Below are 15,657 nucleotides of genomic sequence, written 5' to 3'. Positions count from 1 at the left end.
ATGAAACTTAGCCTGGGACCTGTGCTGTTCTACTGGAGCCGGCAGCAGTTGCTGGCGTTCTATGAAGCGATGGCCGGACAGCCGCTGGACGTGATCTACCTCGGTGAAACCGTCTGCTCCAAGCGCCGTGCACTGTCGCTGGACGACTGGCTGGCCCTGGCCCGCGAGCTGCGCGCGGGCAGCAGCGCCGAAGTGGTGTTGTCGGGGCTGGCGCTGGTCGAGGCGGCGTCGGAGCTGTCGAGCCTCAAGCGCCTGTGCGAAAACGGCGAACTGCGCGTTGAAGCCAATGACATGGGCGCGGTGCAGATGCTCGCCGAGCGGCGCCTGCCCTTTGTCGCTGGCCCGGCGCTGAACCTGTACAACCCCTATGCGCTGCAGGAGTTGATCGATTGCGGCCTGCAGCGTTGGGTGCCACCCGTCGAGTGCTCGGGGCAACTGCTGCACGACTGCCTGGTGCAGTTGGACGCGTTGGGCATTGCTCGGCCTGAAGTCGAACTGTTTGCCTACGGGCATTTGCCGCTGGCCTACTCGGCCCGCTGCTTCACGGCCCGCGCCGAAAATCGGCCCAAGGACGATTGCCAGTTGTGCTGCCAGAAGCACATCGAAGGGCTGCCGATGCTGAGCCAGGAGGGTGAGCGATTGTTCGTGCTCAATGGCATCCAGACGATGTCGGGCGAGGCCAGCAACCTGCTGAGCGATTACCCCGGGTTGGTCGATTGCGGCGTGGATATCTTGCGCCTCAGCCCACGCGGCGAGGGCATGCATGAGGTGATTGCCGCGTTCGACGCGGTGCGTGAAGGCGCTTCACCGCCCATCGCGACGGGTGGCTGTAATGGCTACTGGCACGGCCAGTCAGGCATGTTGAGGGTTGGGGAGGCGCTGGCATGAAGCATTTGTCCAAGTATGGCGAGCCGTTGCTCAAGGCCGGCAGGCACGTGCCGTTCGCCTGCCAGAAGCTGGCGATCGAACAGGTGGCGCAGCGCCTGTTTGCCGAGCCGTTGGCCGAGGGGGCTTTTGAACTGTTGCGCGGGCATTGGTTACGGCTGCAAGTCACTGATCTGGGCCTGGCCTGGTGCGTGACCTGCGAAGGCCAGCGCCTGAAAGTAGCGGCGCGGGGCAGGGCGGATGTGACCATCCGTGGCAACTGGCGGGATTTTTTTTTGCTGGCGAGCCGCCTGGAAGACCCTGATACCCTGTTCTTTAGGCGACGGTTGGTGATCGAGGGCGATACCGACCTGGGGCTGGGGGTGAAGAATTTGCTCGATGCGCTGGACCCGGAGCAACTACCGCCGGTGCTGTGGCGGATGATTCGCGGGATGGGCGAGGCAATCAGGGCCTAGCTGGAACGATGCTGTACTTGTGGGAGCGGGCTTGCCCCGCGAAGAAAGCACCGCGGTGGTTGGCACCGGCTTCGCCGGTGTTCGCGGAGCAAGCCCGCTCCCACAAAAAAGGGGCCTGCCGAACCATCCTAACGCAGATTCTCCAACGCCCACACCGCTGCTTCCACCCGCGAGCGCAACCCCAACTTGTGCAGCAGGTTTTTCACATGCACCTTCACCGTCCCTTCGGTGATGCCCAACTTGTTGCCGATCATCTTGTTGCTCAACCCCCCGGCGATCATCTTCAGCACCTGCCGCTCGCGGTCGGTGAGGTCCAGCGAGCTGGCGCCATGTGACGAACGCAGCGCCTGGGCCAGCACCGTGGTCAGGGAAGGGCTGATCACCAGGCTGCCAGCCAGCACCTCACGCAAGCGGTCGATCAACAGTTCAGGCTCCATGTCCTTGAGCAGGTAGCCATTGGCGCCGAAGCGCATGGCATCGCGCACGTCCTGCTCGGCATCGGAGACCGTGAACAAGAGAATCTGCCCGCTATAACCCTGCTCGCGCAGACGCTTGAGCGCCTCGATACCATTGAGTTCGGGCATGTTGTTGTCGAGCACCACCAAGTCCGGCTGCAGGCGGGTTACCAGCTCGCAGGCTTCGAGACCATTGTTGGCTTCACCGACCACCACCAGATCGTTTTCCAGCTCGATCAGCTGGCGCAACGCTCGGCGCATCATCGGGTGGTCGTCTGCCAGCAGCAGGGTGTAGGGGCGTGCAAGGTTCATGTATGGCTCTCGCTGTCAGGTTGGCGCAAAAACCCGGGCGCGAAACGCAGCCGCACCTGGGTGCCTTGGGGGTGGCGTGGCTCAAGGCTGAGCTCGCCGCCCAGGCTGCGAGCGCGCTCCTGCATGATCGTCAGGCCGTGGTGCAAACGTGTGTCGTAGTCTGGCTGGAGCCCTACGCCGTCATCCTCGATCAACAGCTCGATCATTTCTCCTTCCTGGCGCAAGTGCACCCAGGCCTCCCTGGCCTGCGCGTGTCGGGCACAATTGGAAAGGGCTTCGCGAGCAATCTGCAGGACATGGATCTGTTCGTTGGCCCCGAGGTTGAAGGCGAGTGGTTGCTGTTGCAGGCGTATGCGCAGGTTGCCGCGTTCTGCAAATTCGAGGGTGGTGTCCACCAGCGCCTGCTCAAGCCCGCCATCCTGGATCTGCAGGCGGAAGGTGGTCAGCAGCTCGCGCAGTTGCCGGTAACCATTATTCAGCCCATCACGGAGTTCATCGCTGACCGACAGCAGGGTTTCAGGCTTTTCGCCGCGACGAATCAGGGTTTGCAGACGGCTGACCTGCAGCTTCATGTAGGACAGCGCCTGGGCCAGCGAGTCATGCAGTTCACGGGCGATGGTGGTGCGTTCGTCGAGCAGCAGCAGGCGGTTGTCCTTCTCGCGCTGGCGCTCCAGCGACAGGCTGGTGCCGATCAGGTCGGCCAGCGCCTGGATCAGCTCACGCTCCCAAGGGTGCGCTGCATGCCCGTCAAGAAAGTGTGCGCGCAGGTCGCCGAGCACGGTGCCCTGCGAGCTGACCGCCAGGCTGAAGCGGTTGGCAAGGTGCTGGCGTTCGCAGCTGGCGCAGTCGTCAGGGGCGCACAGCTCGCGGCTGTTGTCATCGCCATGCAGGGCAATCAACTGCGCCTCGCCGGTCGGGGTTTCGCGGCGCAGGCACAGGGACAGGCGCAGCCCGGGCAAACGCTGCTGGAAGCTGGAGATCAGTGCGTCCAGGTGCTCGGCGCTGGTGGGCTGGGTAGCGATGCTGCGGCTGGCGTGGCACAGCAGGTCGAGGGCGGCATTGCTCTGTTCCAGCTCCAGTGTTTTCTCCGCCACCCGCGAGGCCAGGGTGTGGTGCGATTGTTCGATGGCATCGGCCATGGCATTGAAGCTGTCGGCCATCTGCCCCAGCTCGTCGCGAGAGCGGTAGCGGATGCGCGCATCGAGCTTGCCGGCGCGAAAGCGTTCGGTGGCACGCACCAGTTCCTGCAGCGGCGCGAGCACGCTGCTGTTGAGCTCGAACAGGCCGATCAGCAACACCACCACGCTGATCAGCAGTGCCGCGCCCTGGATGTTCTGCTGCCAGCCCTGGCGCCGCTCGCTCTGCCTCTGCAATTGCAGGACGAAGTTTTCCAGGTGGTCGACAAACACCTCGGCTTCGCGTTGGAACAGCGCCTTGTCATTGGCTTGCAGCGCCGGCAGCAACTGGCTCTGCCACTGCCCGAGTACCTGCGCGAAGGCCTTGCCCACCGGGCTCTGCTCACCGTCGTCGAGCATGTGCGCGAGCGCCGGGCTGTGCAGGCGCTGCTGCATGTCCTGGCTCAGCTGGTCGAGGGTTGCCTGGGAAGCGTTGGCTTCCAGTTGCCAGTCGAGGCGGTAGGTGGCCATGCGCAGCGAGCCTGCGGTGTTCATCGCAGCGGCGTCGTTCTCACTGACCCTGGCGATCATCACCGCGCTGAGGGTGCTGGCCAGGCTGAGGGTGGCCAGCACCACCACGGCGAGGCCGGCGCGGGCGGGTAACGAGCTTTTCAGCCAGCTCAGCATTGCGCTACCTCCAAAGAGTCCTGGGCCGTCTATCAGCCGCCAATGGCTTTCTACAAATGTATATAAACTATTGATTAATAAGGATAAATCATTGTTTATCAGTCCTACCACTTTGGGGGTAGACAGGCTAATGGTAGGCCAGCCGGGGCTTTGCACACCTTGATGCAGGTCAACGGTGGCCGGCCGGCATGCTCCTAGCCTGCGCGTGAAATGTCGCCCTGGAGAGCGTTCATCATGCAACGCAACGTACAACAGGGGCTGGTGCTCGGGATGAGCACGACTGCTTTCACCATCTGCTTCATGGTCTGGATGATGTTTGCGGTGCTGGGAGTGCCTATCAAGGATCTGCTGGACCTCAACGAAACCCAATTCGGCCTGCTGGCCGCCACCCCGGTGCTCAGCGGTTCGCTGGTGCGCCTGCCGCTGGGCATGCTCGGCGACCGCTTTGGTGGGCGCATCGTGTTCTTCGTGCTGATGCTGGCCTGCGTGTTGCCGATCTACCTGATCAGCGAAGCTACCGCGTATTGGCAGTTCCTGGCCCTGGGCCTGTTCGTCGGCCTGGCCGGTGGTTCGTTCTCGGTGGGCATTGCCTATGTCGCCAAGTGGTTCGACAAGTCCAACCAAGGCTTGGCGATGGGCATCTTCGGCGCCGGCAATGCGGGCTCGGCACTGACCAAGTTCCTGGCCCCGGCGATCATCGCCGCCGCCAGCTGGCAAATGGTGCCCAAGGTGTTCTCGGCGATCCTGTTCGTCACGGCGGTGATGTTCTGGTTCTTCACCTATGACGACAAATCGCACCGGGTGTCTTCCACCGTCTCGCTGCGCGAACAGCTGGACACCCTGAAGGACCCACGTGTCTGGCGCTACTGCCAGTACTACTCGATCGTCTTCGGTGGCTACGTCGCACTGGCCCTGTGGATGACCCAGTACTACGTCGGCGAGTACGGCTTCAGCCTGCAGAGCGCTGCCCTGCTGGCCGCCTGCTTCTCGTTGCCCGGCGGCGTGCTGCGTGCACTCGGTGGCTGGATGTCGGACCGCTGGGGCGCGCACAGCGTGACCTGGTGGGTGATGTGGGTGAGCTGGGTGTGCCTGTTTCTGCTCTCGTACCCGCGCACCGACATCACGGTGTACACCCTGGAAGGGATGCGCACCTTCCACATCGGCCTCAACGTCTGGATGTTCACCGCGCTGATGTTCGTCGTCGGTGTGGCCTGGGCGTTCGGCAAGGCCTCGGTGTTCAAGTACATCGCCGACGAGTTTCCCGACCGCATGGGTGCGGTGTCCGGCATCGTCGGCCTGGCCGGTGGCCTGGGCGGTTTCGTCCTGCCGATTGTGTTCGGCGCGTTGGTCGACCTGACCGGTGTGCGCAGCTCCAGCTTCATGTTCCTGTACGGCGTGGTCTGGGTCTCGCTGATCTGGATGTACCGCAGCGAGGTGCGCAAGGCACCGGTGCTGGGCGCCTGGGCAAACCCGAATTCCGATTCCTGAAACCTCAAGGAGACTGACCATGTCGGCATCCAACAATCCCGCTATCGGCCGCCAGGCCAAGCCTGGGCCGGTGATCGAAGACTGGCGCCCGGAAGACCCGCAGTTCTGGGGCGCGACCGGCAAGGCCATCGCCACCCGTAACCTGTGGATCTCCATCGCTGCGCTGTTCCTGGCCTTTGCCATGTGGATGATCTGGAGCACGGTGATCGTGCGCATGAACGCAGCTGGCTTTACCTTCAGCACCGACCAGCTGTTCTGGCTGGCAGCGTTGCCGGGGTTGTCTGGCGCAACCCTGCGGGTGTTCTACTCGTTCATCGTGCCAATTTTTGGTGGCCGCCGCTGGACGGCCCTGAGCACCGCGTCGTTGCTGATCCCGGCACTGTGGATGGGTGTGGCCTTGCAGGACACCGCCACGCCCTACAGTGTGTTCGTGATCATCGCCCTGTTGTGTGGCTTCGGCGGCGGCAACTTTGCCTCGTCGATGTCCAACATCAGTTTCTTCTTCCCCAAGGCACAGCAAGGCACGGCCCTGGGCCTGAATGCTGGCCTGGGCAACCTGGGCGTTTCCGGCATGCAGTTCCTGGTGCCGATGGTGATTGGCGTGGGGCTGTTCGGCGCCGCCGGTGGCAACCCCGCCGAACTCGCCGACGGCAGCGCATTGTGGCTGCAGAACGCAGGCCTGGTGTGGGTGCCGCTGATTGCCGTGGTCACCCTGGCCGCCTGGTTCGGCATGAACGACCTGAAGTCGGCCAGCGCGTCATTTTCCGAGCAAGCGGTGATCTTCAAGCGCAAGCACAACTGGCTGATGTGCTGGTTGTACCTGGCCACCTTCGGCTCGTTCATCGGCTTTGCCGCCGCCTTCCCACTGCTGATCAAAACCTCGTTCCCAGACGTGAATGCGCTCAAGTTCGCCTTCCTCGGCCCACTGGTCGGCGCGCTGGCGCGCCCCCTCGGCGGTTGGATTTCGGACAAGCTCGGCGGTGCCCGGGTCACCCTGTGGAACTTCGTGCTGATGATCGCCGCCGTCTTCGGGGTCATCGCCTTCCTGCCGCGTGCGGGTGAGGCCGGGCACTTCTTCGGCTTCCTCAGCATGTTCATGGTGCTGTTCATCACCACCGGCATCGGCAACGGTTCGACCTTCCGCATGATCCCGGTGATCTTCCGCACCCTGCACCGCAACGATGGCGCCAAGGCCGGCAAAGAGGCCGCAGCGGTGCTCGGCTTCACCTCGGCCGTGGGCGCGTTCGGCGGCTTCTTCATCCCCAAGAGTTTCGGCAGCTCCATTGCCCTGACCGGCGGCCCGGAGGCAGCCCTCTACGCGTTCATCGCCTATTACCTCAGCTGCATCCTGGTGACCTGGTGGTGGTATGCCCGCAAGGGCGCGCAGACGCCCTGCTGACCGAACCCGACGACTTGATTACGGGCGCGGGCAGCCGCGCTCAGCCTGAGAGGAAATGAACATGAGCCACATACTCGACCAGATGCGCTTCTTCAAGCGCAAGCAAGGTGAGTTTGCCAACGGCCACGGTGAAACCCGCAAGGAATCCCGCGACTGGGAAAACGTCTACCGCTCACGCTGGCAGTACGACAAGATCGTGCGTTCCACCCATGGGGTGAACTGCACCGGGTCGTGCTCCTGGAAAATCTACGTGAAGAACGGCCTGATCACCTGGGAAACCCAGCAGACTGACTACCCGCGCACGCGCAACGACCTGCCCAACCACGAACCCCGCGGCTGCCCGCGCGGCGCCAGCTACAGCTGGTACATCTACAGCGCCAACCGGCTGAAGTACCCGAAAGTGCGCAAGCCGCTGCTGAAACTGTGGCGCGAAGCGCGCCAGGCCCTGGCGCCGGTGGACGCCTGGGCGAGCATCGTCAGCGACCCGGTCAAGGCGGAGTCGTACAAGAGCCAGCGCGGCATGGGCGGCTTCGTCCGGTCGAGCTGGGAAGAGGTCAACGAGATCATCGCCGCGGCCAACGTGCACACCGTCAAGGAGCACGGCCCGGACCGGGTGGTGGGCTTCTCGCCGATTCCGGCCATGTCGATGGTCAGCTACGCTGCGGGCGCCCGTTACCTGTCGCTGATCGGCGGGGTGTGCCTGTCGTTCTACGACTGGTATTGCGACTTGCCGCCCGCTTCGCCACAAGTGTGGGGCGAGCAGACCGACGTGCCGGAATCGGCCGACTGGTACAACTCCAACTACATCATCGCCTGGGGCTCCAACGTCCCGCAGACCCGCACCCCCGATGCGCACTTCTTCACCGAGGTGCGCTACAAGGGCACCAAGACCGTGGCCATCACCCCGGACTATGCCGAGGTGGCCAAGCTCACCGACCTCTGGCTCAACCCCAAGCAGGGCACCGATGCCGCGTTGGCCCAGGCCTTCGCCCATGTGATCTTCAAGGAATTCCACCTCGACACCCCGAGTGACTACTTCCGCGACTACGCCAAGCGCTACACCGACATGCCGATGCTGGTGCTGCTCGAAGCGCGCGGCGAAGGCTACAGCGCCGACCGCTTCCTGCGCGCCTCGGACCTGGCCGCCAACCTTGGCCAGGAAAACAACCCCGAGTGGAAAACCATCGCCGTCGACGACATCAGCGCCGGGCTGGTCTCGCCGCAGGGCTCGATTGGTTATCGCTGGGGTGAGAAGGGCAAGTGGAACATCGAAGCGCGTGAGGGTGGTGAAGGCCGTGCCACCGACCTGCGCCTGAGCCTGCTCGCCGATGGCGAAGCGGCTGAAGTGGCTTTCCCGTACTTTGGCGGCCAATACCACGAACACTTCGCCGCCGCCCCCGGTGACGACATCCAGCTGCGCCGCGTGCCGGTGCGCAGCCTGACGTTGGCCGATGGTCGCCAGGTCAAGGTCGCCACGGTATTCGACCTGATGGCCGCCAACCTCGGCATCGACCGTGGCCTGGGCGGTGCCAATGTCGCCAGCAGCTACGACGACGCCACGGTGCCGGGCACCCCGGCCTGGCAGGAACTGATCACCGGGGTCAGTCGCGAGAAGGCTATTCAGGTTGCGCGCGAATTCGCCGACAACGCCGACAAGACCCACGGCCGCAGCATGATCATCGTCGGTGCGGCGATGAACCACTGGTACCACATGGACATGAACTACCGCGGGCTGATCAACATGCTCATGCTCTGCGGTTGCGTCGGCCAGACCGGCGGTGGCTGGGCCCACTACGTCGGCCAGGAAAAACTGCGCCCGCAGTGCGGCTGGCTGCCCCTGGCCTTCGGCCTGGACTGGAGCCGCCCGCCACGGCAGATGAACGGCACCAGCTTCTTCTACAACCACAGCTCGCAGTGGCGCCATGAAAAGATGAGCATTCATGAAGTGCTCTCGCCGCTGGCCGACAAGTCGCAGTTCCCCGAGCACATGCTCGACTACAACATCCGCGCTGAACGCGCCGGCTGGCTGCCCAGCGCCCCGCAGCTCAACCGCAACCCGCTGCAGGTCACGCGCGACGCCGCCGCTGCTGGCATGCCGGCCAAGGACTACGTGCTCAAGTCGCTGCAGGACGGCTCGCTGCGCTTTGCCTGCGAGCAGCCGGACAACCCGGCCAACTTCCCGCGCAATATGTTCATCTGGCGTTCCAACCTGCTGGGCAGCTCGGGCAAGGGCCACGAGTACATGCTCAAGTACCTGCTCGGCACTCGCAATGGCGTGATGAACGAAGACCTCGGCAAGCGTGGCGGCTTCAAGCCCAACGAAGCCGAGTGGGTGGACGAGGGCGCCATCGGCAAGCTCGACCTGGTCACCACCCTGGACTTCCGCATGTCATCGACCTGCATGTACTCCGACATCGTCCTGCCGACCGCGACCTGGTACGAGAAGGACGACATGAACACCTCGGACATGCACCCCTTCATCCACCCGCTGTCGGCCGCCATCGACCCGGCCTGGGAAGCGCGTTCGGACTGGGAAATCTACAAGGGCATCGCCAAGGCCTTCTCGGCCATGAGCGAAGGCCAGCTGGGCGTGGAACAGGACCTGGTCACCGTGCCGCTGTTGCACGACAGCCCCGGCGAGTTGGCCCAGCCGTTCGGTGGCAGCGACTGGAAAACCGCCGGTGTGGCCCCGGTGCCCGGCCTTAACTGCCCGAACATGACCGTGGTCGAGCGCGATTACCCGGCCACCTACAAAAAGTTCACCTCCCTCGGCCCGCTGCTGGACAAGCTCGGCAACGGCGGCAAGGGTATCAACTGGAACACCGAGCAAGAGGTGGAGTTCCTCGGCGAGCTCAACCACACCGTGCGCGATGAAGGCGTAAGCCACGGCCGGCCGCAAATCGAATCGGCCATCGACGCCGCCGAAGTGATCCTCAGCCTGGCCCCGGAAACCAACGGCCATGTGGCGGTCAAGGCCTGGGCTGCGCTGTCGGAATTCACCGGCCGCGACCACAGCCACCTGGCCCTGCCAAAGGAGCACGAAGCGATTCGCTTCCGCGACATCCAGGCGCAGCCGCGCAAGATCATTTCCAGCCCCACCTGGTCGGGCCTGGAGGACGAGCACGTGAGCTACAACGCCGGCTACACCAACGTCCACGAGTACATCCCATGGCGCACCATCACCGGCCGCCAGCAGTTCTATCAGGACCACCCGTGGATGCAGGCCTTCGGCGAGCAGCTGCAAAGCTACCGGCCGCCGATCAACACCCGCACCGTCGACTACGTGAAGGGCAAGAAGCCCAACGGCAACCCGGAAATCGCCCTGAACTGGATCACCCCGCACCAGAAGTGGGGCATCCACAGCACCTACAGTGACAACCTGATCATGCTCACCCTGAGCCGTGGCGGACCGATTGTGTGGATGTCCGAGATCGACGCGAAAAAGGTCGGCATCGAGGACAACGACTGGATCGAATGCTTCAACGCCAACGGCGCACTGACGGCCCGCGCGGTGGTCAGCCAGCGGGTCAAGGAAGGCATGGTGATGATGTACCACGCGCAGGAACGCATCGTGAACGTGCCTGGCTCCGAGACCACCAAGACCCGCGGCGGCCACCACAACTCGGTGACCCGCGTGGTGCTCAAGCCCACCCACATGATCGGCGGCTATGCCCAGCAGGCCTACGGTTTCAACTACTACGGCACGGTCGGCTGCAACCGCGACGAATTCGTCGTGGTGCGCAAGATGAGCAAGGTCGACTGGCTCGATGGCCCTGAACACGGTGGCCTGGGCGGCGATGCCCTGCCACAGCCACTGCCGACTGAGATTTGAGGAGATAGCCATGAAGATTCGTTCGCAAGTCGGCATGGTCCTGAACCTGGACAAGTGCATTGGCTGCCACACCTGCTCGATCACCTGCAAGAACGTCTGGACCAGCCGCGAAGGCATGGAATACGCCTGGTTCAACAACGTCGAAAGCAAGCCTGGCATCGGTTACCCCAAAGAATGGGAGAACCAGGACAAATGGAAAGGCGGCTGGGTGCGCAACAGCGACGGCGCGATCAAACCGCGCATCGGCGGCAAGTTCCGGGTGCTGGCGAACATCTTCGCCAACCCCGACCTGCCGGCCATCGACGACTACTACGAGCCGTTCGATTTCGACTACCAGCACCTGCACACCGCCCCGCAGGCCAAGCACCAACCGGTGGCGCGGCCGCGTTCGCTGATCTCCGGCCAGCGCATGGAGAAGATCGAGTGGGGCCCGAACTGGGAAGAAATCCTCGGCACCGAGTTCGCCAAGCGGCGCAAGGACAAGAACTTCGACCAGGTGCAGGCCGACATCTACGGTGAATACGAAAACACCTTCATGATGTACCTGCCGCGCCTGTGCGAGCACTGCCTCAACCCGGCGTGCGCGGCGTCATGCCCAAGCGGTGCCATCTACAAGCGCGAAGAGGACGGCATCGTCCTCATCGACCAGGAAAAGTGCCGCGGCTGGCGCATGTGCATCAGCGGCTGCCCGTACAAGAAGATCTACTTCAACTGGAAGAGCGGCAAGTCCGAGAAGTGCATCTTCTGCTACCCGCGCATCGAAGCCGGCATGCCGACGGTGTGCTCGGAAACCTGCGTGGGGCGCATCCGCTACCTCGGCGTGCTGCTGTACGACGCCGACCGCATCCATGAGGTTGCCAGCACGGCGGGCGAGCAGGACCTGTACCGCAAGCAGCTGGAAATCTTCCTCGACCCGAACGATCCGAAAGTGATCGAACAGGCGCTGAAAGATGGCGTACCGCGCTCGGTGATCGAAGCCGCGCAGCAGTCGCCGGTGTACAAGATGGCCGTGGACTGGCAGCTGGCGCTGCCATTGCACCCTGAGTACCGCACGCTGCCGATGGTCTGGTACGTGCCGCCGCTGTCGCCGATCCAGAACGCCGCCGCCGCCGGCAGCGTGAGCATGGACGGCGTGCTGCCCGACGTCGACAGCCTGCGCATTCCGGTGCGCTACCTGGCCAACATGCTCACCGCCGGCGATGAAGAGCCCGTGCGCCTGGCCCTCAAGCGCCTGCTGGCGATGCGTGCCTACAAGCGCGCCGAGCAGGTGGATGGCGTCATCGACCTTGAGGTGCTGGAGTCGGTCGGCCTGACCCAGGCGCAGTGCGAGGACATGTACCGCTACCTGGCCATCGCCAACTACGAAGACCGCTACGTGGTGCCGTCCGCGCACCGTGAAGAGGCCATGAGCGACGCCTTCGCCGAGCGCTCTGGCTGTGGTTTCAGTTTCGGCAGCGGCTGTGGTGGCAGCTCCGACACCAACATGTTCGGAGCGAAGAAAGCCAACCGCCGCGATGTGCTCAAGACCGTTCAGCTGTGGGAGAAATGAACATGCGAATTCTCAAAGTGATTTCCCTGTTGCTGGACTACCCCGACGCACCGTTGTGGCAGGCCCAGGCAGAGCTGGCCCAGGCCATCGACGACGCCCGCGAGATCAGCCCGGAGCAGCGTACGGCCCTGCGTAGCCTGCTCGATGAGTTGGCAAGCGAAGACCCGATGGAAGTACAGGCTCGCTACGACGGCCTGTTCGAGCGTGGCCGGGCACTGTCGTTGCTGTTGTTCGAGCACGTGCACGGCGAGTCACGCGATCGCGGCCAGGCCATGGTCGACCTGATGGCGCAGTACGAGGAAGCGGGCTTCGCCATCGGCGTGCGCGAGCTGCCTGACTACATCCCCCTGTACCTTGAATACCTTTCCACCCGTGACGACTTGAGCGCCCGCGAGGGCCTGGCCGACGTGGCGCACCTGTTGGCGCTGCTGGCCGCACGCCTGGAGGAACGCGAAAGCCGTTATGCCGCCTGCCTGCGGGCACTGTTGCAAATCGCCGGGGTGCACCCGCAGCAGGTCATGCAAAGCGCCCGCGAGCGGGTGGCCGAAGAGGTACGCGACGACTCGCTGGAAGCGCTGGACAAGGTCTGGGAAGAGGAGGCCGTGGACTTCCTCAAGGCCGAGCAGCAGGAACGCTGCCCCAGCCAGCCACGCGCGCCGGGCAAGGCGCGTGAAGAAGTGCCGGTGCCGTTGCACTGGGTCGATTTCAACCAGGGCGGGCCGGGTGCGCCGGCTCGGGAGGTGCACGATGTCTAACTTCAACTTGCTGATGTCCGGGGTCTACCCGTACATCGCCCTGGCGGTCTGCCTGATCGGCAGCTGGGCGCGTTTCGACCTGTCCCAGTACAGCTGGAAAGCCGGCTCCAGCCAGCTGTTCAGCCAGACTCCGGCCGACCAGCGCTACATGCGCGTGGCCAGCAACCTGTTCCACGTCGGTGTGCTGTTCATCCTGGCGGGCCACTTCGTCGGCCTGCTGACCCCGGAGGTGGTGTATCACCGCTTCATCGGTACCGCCGACAAGCAACTGCTGGCCATGGTCTCGGGCGGCTTCTTCGGTGTGCTGTGCTTCCTCGGCTTGATCATGCTGCTGTACCGGCGTGTGTTCAACCCACGGGTGCGGGCCAGTTCGAGCTTCTCCGACATCATGATCCTGGTGGTGCTGCTGGCGCAGCTGTCGCTTGGCCTGATGACCATCGTCGCCTCCACCCAGCACCTGGACGGCTCGGTGATGGTGATGCTGGCCGATTGGGCGCAGTACACCGTCACCCTGCAGCCGCAACTGGCGGCCGAGGCCATTGCGCCGGTGGGCCTGGTGTACAAGTTGCACGTCGCGCTGGGCCTGACCTTGTTCGTGCTGTTCCCGTTCACCCGCCTGGTGCACTTCGTCAGTGCCCCGGTGTGGTACTTGGGCCGGCGCTACCAGATCGTCCGGCAGAAAGGCTGATCAGGAGAGATGACCATGGCTATTGCACAGCGTCATGAACCTGCGGCACTGATCGCCACCAGCGAGCAGCAGTGGCCGCGCATCACCGTCAACGGGGTGGAGATCGAAGCCGATGCGATTGCCCGGGAGTTGCAGTACCACCCGGCCGAGCAGCGCGAAGAGGCGGTGTTCCTGGCCAGCCAGGCGCTGGTGGTGCGCGAGCTGCTGAAGCAGCGCGTCGCCGAATTGGGGCTGCAGGCCGAATGCACCGAGGGCGAGAGCGAAGAGGAAGCATTGACTCGCCTGCTCATCGAACGGGAACTGCCGCTGCCGGGTGCCGATGACGACATCTGCCGGCACTACTTCGACAGCAACCGTGAGCGCTACTCGACCGCGCCGTTGCTGGCGGCCCGGCACATTCTGCTGGCCTGCGCACCGGAGGATGCCGAAGGGCGCAGCCAGGCACGTGAGCTAGCTGTGGCCTTGATCGCGCAACTGGCCGAGGACGCTTCGCGCTTTGCCGAGCTGGCGCTGGCCCATTCCGGTTGCCCGTCGAAAGAGCAGGGCGGGGCGCTCGGGCAGATCAGTCAGGGGCAGACCGTACCGGAGTTCGAGCGCCAGTTGCTGCGCTTGCCGCTGGGGTTGGCCGCGCAACCGCTGGAGAGCCGCTATGGCGTGCACCTGGTGTGGGTGGATCAGCGTATAGAGGGCAGGGCGCTGCCGTTCGAGGTGGTGCATGAAGCCATCCGCGCCGAGCTTGATCAACGGGTGTGGCAGGTGGCGGTGGGGCAGTACCTGAAGAGCCTGGTGGGCCAGGCGGACATCCGCGGCATTGTGCTCGATGGCGCTGCAAGCCCCTTGGTCCAGTAAAAACATTTGAGGGCCTCTTCGCGGGCAAGCCCGCTCCCACAGATACGGCGCCACGCCTGAGGGCAGTGACATTCCTGTGGGAGCGGGCTTGCCCGCGAAGGGGCCCGAAAGGATTTCCACCATGACCCCCAAACTGCTAGACGGCTGCGGCCGCAACATCGACTACCTGCGCATCTCCATCACCGACCGCTGCGATTTCCGCTGCATCTACTGCATGGCCGAAACCATGCAGTTCCTCCCACGTCAGCAAGTGCTGACCCTGGAAGAAATCGAACGCGTCGCCCGCCTGTTCGTCAGCCAGGGCGTGCGCAAGATCCGCCTCACCGGCGGCGAGCCGCTGGTACGCCCCGGCATCGTCGGCCTGTGCCAACGCATCGCCGCGCTGCCCGGCCTGCGCGAACTGGTGATGACCACCAACGGCTCGCAGCTGGTAAAGCTCGCCCGGCCACTGGCCGACGCTGGCGTCAAACGGCTAAACATCAGCCTCGATGCCCTCGACCCGAAACGCTTTCGCAGCATCACCCGCACTGGCGAACTCGGCCGTGTGCTGCACGGCATCGAAGCCGCCCGCAACGCAGGGTTCAGCGCCATCAAGCTGAACACGGTGGTGATGCACGGGCGCAATTCCGATGAAGTCCCGTCGTTGGTCGACTTCGCGATCAGCCACGGTCTGGACATCACCTTCATCGAAGAAATGCCCTTGGGTGACGTCGGCCGCCCACGTAACGAAAGCTACTGCTCAAGTGATTGGGTACGCGAACGCATCGCTTCGCGCTACACGCTGATCGACAGCGCCGAACACAGCGGCGGCCCAGCCCGTTACGTGCGGGTGAGCGGCCACCCCGATACCCGCATCGGCTTCATTTCACCCATCAGCCAGCATTTCTGCGACACCTGCAACCGCGTCCGCATGACCGCCGAGGGCCGCCTGTTGCTGTGCCTGGGCCATGAGCACGCGCTTGACCTGCGCGGCCTGCTACGTCGCCATCCGGTGCACGACGCCCCTATCCTCGATGCCGTGCAGCAAGCGTTGCTGCGCAAGCCTGCCCGCCACGAGTTCGGCAACGACGATGTGCAGGTGCTGCGCTTCATGAATGCCAGCGGTGGTTGAAACCCTTGATATGGGTCATTTTTCAAAACAAGACACAACATATAGTAGTTGTACGTTTTTCGATAACTAGATGATGT

12 protein-coding genes are annotated in these 15,657 nt (G+C 63.9%); 10 read left to right on the top strand and 2 right to left on the bottom strand.

The features are described from left to right. Window positions 1-888, top strand: a complete 888-nt coding sequence (locus tag ACZ6YA_RS03150; protein ID WP_465895374.1) for a U32 family peptidase — start codon at window positions 1-3, stop codon at window positions 886-888. Beyond that, window positions 885-1,340: a ubiquinone anaerobic biosynthesis accessory factor UbiT gene (gene ubiT, locus ACZ6YA_RS03145; RefSeq protein WP_465895373.1), complete on the top strand. Its 456-nt coding sequence runs from the start codon at window positions 885-887 to the stop codon at window positions 1,338-1,340. Before ACZ6YA_RS03150 ends, ubiT begins: the two co-directional genes overlap by 4 nt. Window positions 1,341-1,468: 128 nt before the next feature. Here the strand turns inward: ubiT and narL are convergent, their stop codons facing one another. Beyond that, a complete protein-coding gene (narL, locus tag ACZ6YA_RS03140; RefSeq protein ID WP_465895372.1) occupies window positions 1,469-2,107 on the bottom strand; it encodes a two-component system response regulator NarL in 639 nt (212 codons plus the stop codon). Continuing rightward, window positions 2,104-3,909, bottom strand: a complete 1,806-nt coding sequence (locus tag ACZ6YA_RS03135) for a HAMP domain-containing protein (protein ID WP_465895371.1) — start codon at window positions 3,907-3,909, stop codon at window positions 2,104-2,106. The genes narL and ACZ6YA_RS03135 overlap by 4 nt, the downstream gene beginning before the upstream one ends. Window positions 3,910-4,143: 234 nt before the next feature. Between ACZ6YA_RS03135 and ACZ6YA_RS03130 the strand changes: the two genes are divergently transcribed. From ACZ6YA_RS03130 to moaA, 8 genes are all read left to right on the top strand, one after another. Further along, on the top strand, window positions 4,144-5,397 hold the full coding sequence (locus ACZ6YA_RS03130; RefSeq protein ID WP_465895369.1) for an MFS transporter: 1,254 nt from the start codon (window positions 4,144-4,146) through the stop codon (window positions 5,395-5,397). Between the two features lie 19 nt (window positions 5,398-5,416). Continuing rightward, the gene (locus tag ACZ6YA_RS03125; RefSeq protein WP_465895368.1) at window positions 5,417-6,796 is read left to right on the top strand and encodes a NarK family nitrate/nitrite MFS transporter; all 1,380 of its coding nucleotides are present in this window, start codon (window positions 5,417-5,419) and stop codon (window positions 6,794-6,796) included. Between the two features lie 61 nt (window positions 6,797-6,857). Beyond that, window positions 6,858-10,628, top strand: coding sequence for a nitrate reductase subunit alpha (locus ACZ6YA_RS03120; RefSeq protein WP_465895366.1), 3,771 nt, complete (start codon window positions 6,858-6,860; stop codon window positions 10,626-10,628). Window positions 10,629-10,638: 10 nt separating this feature from the next. Then, complete coding sequence (gene narH, locus ACZ6YA_RS03115) at window positions 10,639-12,177, top strand: nitrate reductase subunit beta (RefSeq protein ID WP_465895365.1); 1,539 nt, start codon at window positions 10,639-10,641, stop codon at window positions 12,175-12,177. 2 nt (window positions 12,178-12,179) lie between these two features. Continuing rightward, entirely contained in the window at window positions 12,180-12,932 is a 753-nt protein-coding gene (gene narJ / locus ACZ6YA_RS03110) for a nitrate reductase molybdenum cofactor assembly chaperone (RefSeq protein ID WP_465895363.1), read from the top strand. Beyond that, the gene (narI, locus tag ACZ6YA_RS03105; RefSeq protein WP_465895362.1) at window positions 12,925-13,620 is read left to right on the top strand and encodes a respiratory nitrate reductase subunit gamma; all 696 of its coding nucleotides are present in this window, start codon (window positions 12,925-12,927) and stop codon (window positions 13,618-13,620) included. The genes narJ and narI overlap by 8 nt, the downstream gene beginning before the upstream one ends. Window positions 13,621-13,635: 15 nt before the next feature. Then, a complete protein-coding gene (locus ACZ6YA_RS03100; RefSeq protein ID WP_465895360.1) occupies window positions 13,636-14,469 on the top strand; it encodes a peptidylprolyl isomerase in 834 nt (277 codons plus the stop codon). Between the two features lie 121 nt (window positions 14,470-14,590). Beyond that, window positions 14,591-15,580, top strand: a complete 990-nt coding sequence (gene moaA, locus ACZ6YA_RS03095; protein WP_465895358.1) for a GTP 3',8-cyclase MoaA — start codon at window positions 14,591-14,593, stop codon at window positions 15,578-15,580. Window positions 15,581-15,657: the final 77 nt, after the last annotated feature.

The sequence above is a fragment of the Pseudomonas sp. NPDC090752 genome, assembly GCF_055584805.1.
The sequence above is the reverse complement of the archived record's forward strand: the minus strand, read 5'-3'. Positions and strand labels throughout refer to the sequence as shown.

What these genes read in the sequence shown, in the direction of transcription:
- ubiT (WP_465895373.1), top strand. Translation starts at nt 885, where the DNA reads ATGAAGCATTTGTCCAAGTATGGCGAGCCGTTGCTCAAGGCCGGCAGG.
- ACZ6YA_RS03100 (WP_465895360.1), top strand. Translation starts at nt 13,636, where the DNA reads ATGGCTATTGCACAGCGTCATGAACCTGCGGCACTGATCGCCACCAGC.
- narJ (WP_465895363.1), top strand. Translation starts at nt 12,180, where the DNA reads ATGCGAATTCTCAAAGTGATTTCCCTGTTGCTGGACTACCCCGACGCA.
- ACZ6YA_RS03130 (WP_465895369.1), top strand. Translation starts at nt 4,144, where the DNA reads ATGCAACGCAACGTACAACAGGGGCTGGTGCTCGGGATGAGCACGACT.
- narI (WP_465895362.1), top strand. Translation starts at nt 12,925, where the DNA reads ATGTCTAACTTCAACTTGCTGATGTCCGGGGTCTACCCGTACATCGCC.
- narH (WP_465895365.1), top strand. Translation starts at nt 10,639, where the DNA reads ATGAAGATTCGTTCGCAAGTCGGCATGGTCCTGAACCTGGACAAGTGC.
- ACZ6YA_RS03150 (WP_465895374.1), top strand. Translation starts at nt 1, where the DNA reads ATGAAACTTAGCCTGGGACCTGTGCTGTTCTACTGGAGCCGGCAGCAG.
- moaA (WP_465895358.1), top strand. Translation starts at nt 14,591, where the DNA reads ATGACCCCCAAACTGCTAGACGGCTGCGGCCGCAACATCGACTACCTG.
- ACZ6YA_RS03135 (WP_465895371.1), bottom strand. Translation starts at nt 3,909, where the DNA reads ATGCTGAGCTGGCTGAAAAGCTCGTTACCCGCCCGCGCCGGCCTCGCC.
- narL (WP_465895372.1), bottom strand. Translation starts at nt 2,107, where the DNA reads ATGAACCTTGCACGCCCCTACACCCTGCTGCTGGCAGACGACCACCCG.
- ACZ6YA_RS03125 (WP_465895368.1), top strand. Translation starts at nt 5,417, where the DNA reads ATGTCGGCATCCAACAATCCCGCTATCGGCCGCCAGGCCAAGCCTGGG.
- ACZ6YA_RS03120 (WP_465895366.1), top strand. Translation starts at nt 6,858, where the DNA reads ATGAGCCACATACTCGACCAGATGCGCTTCTTCAAGCGCAAGCAAGGT.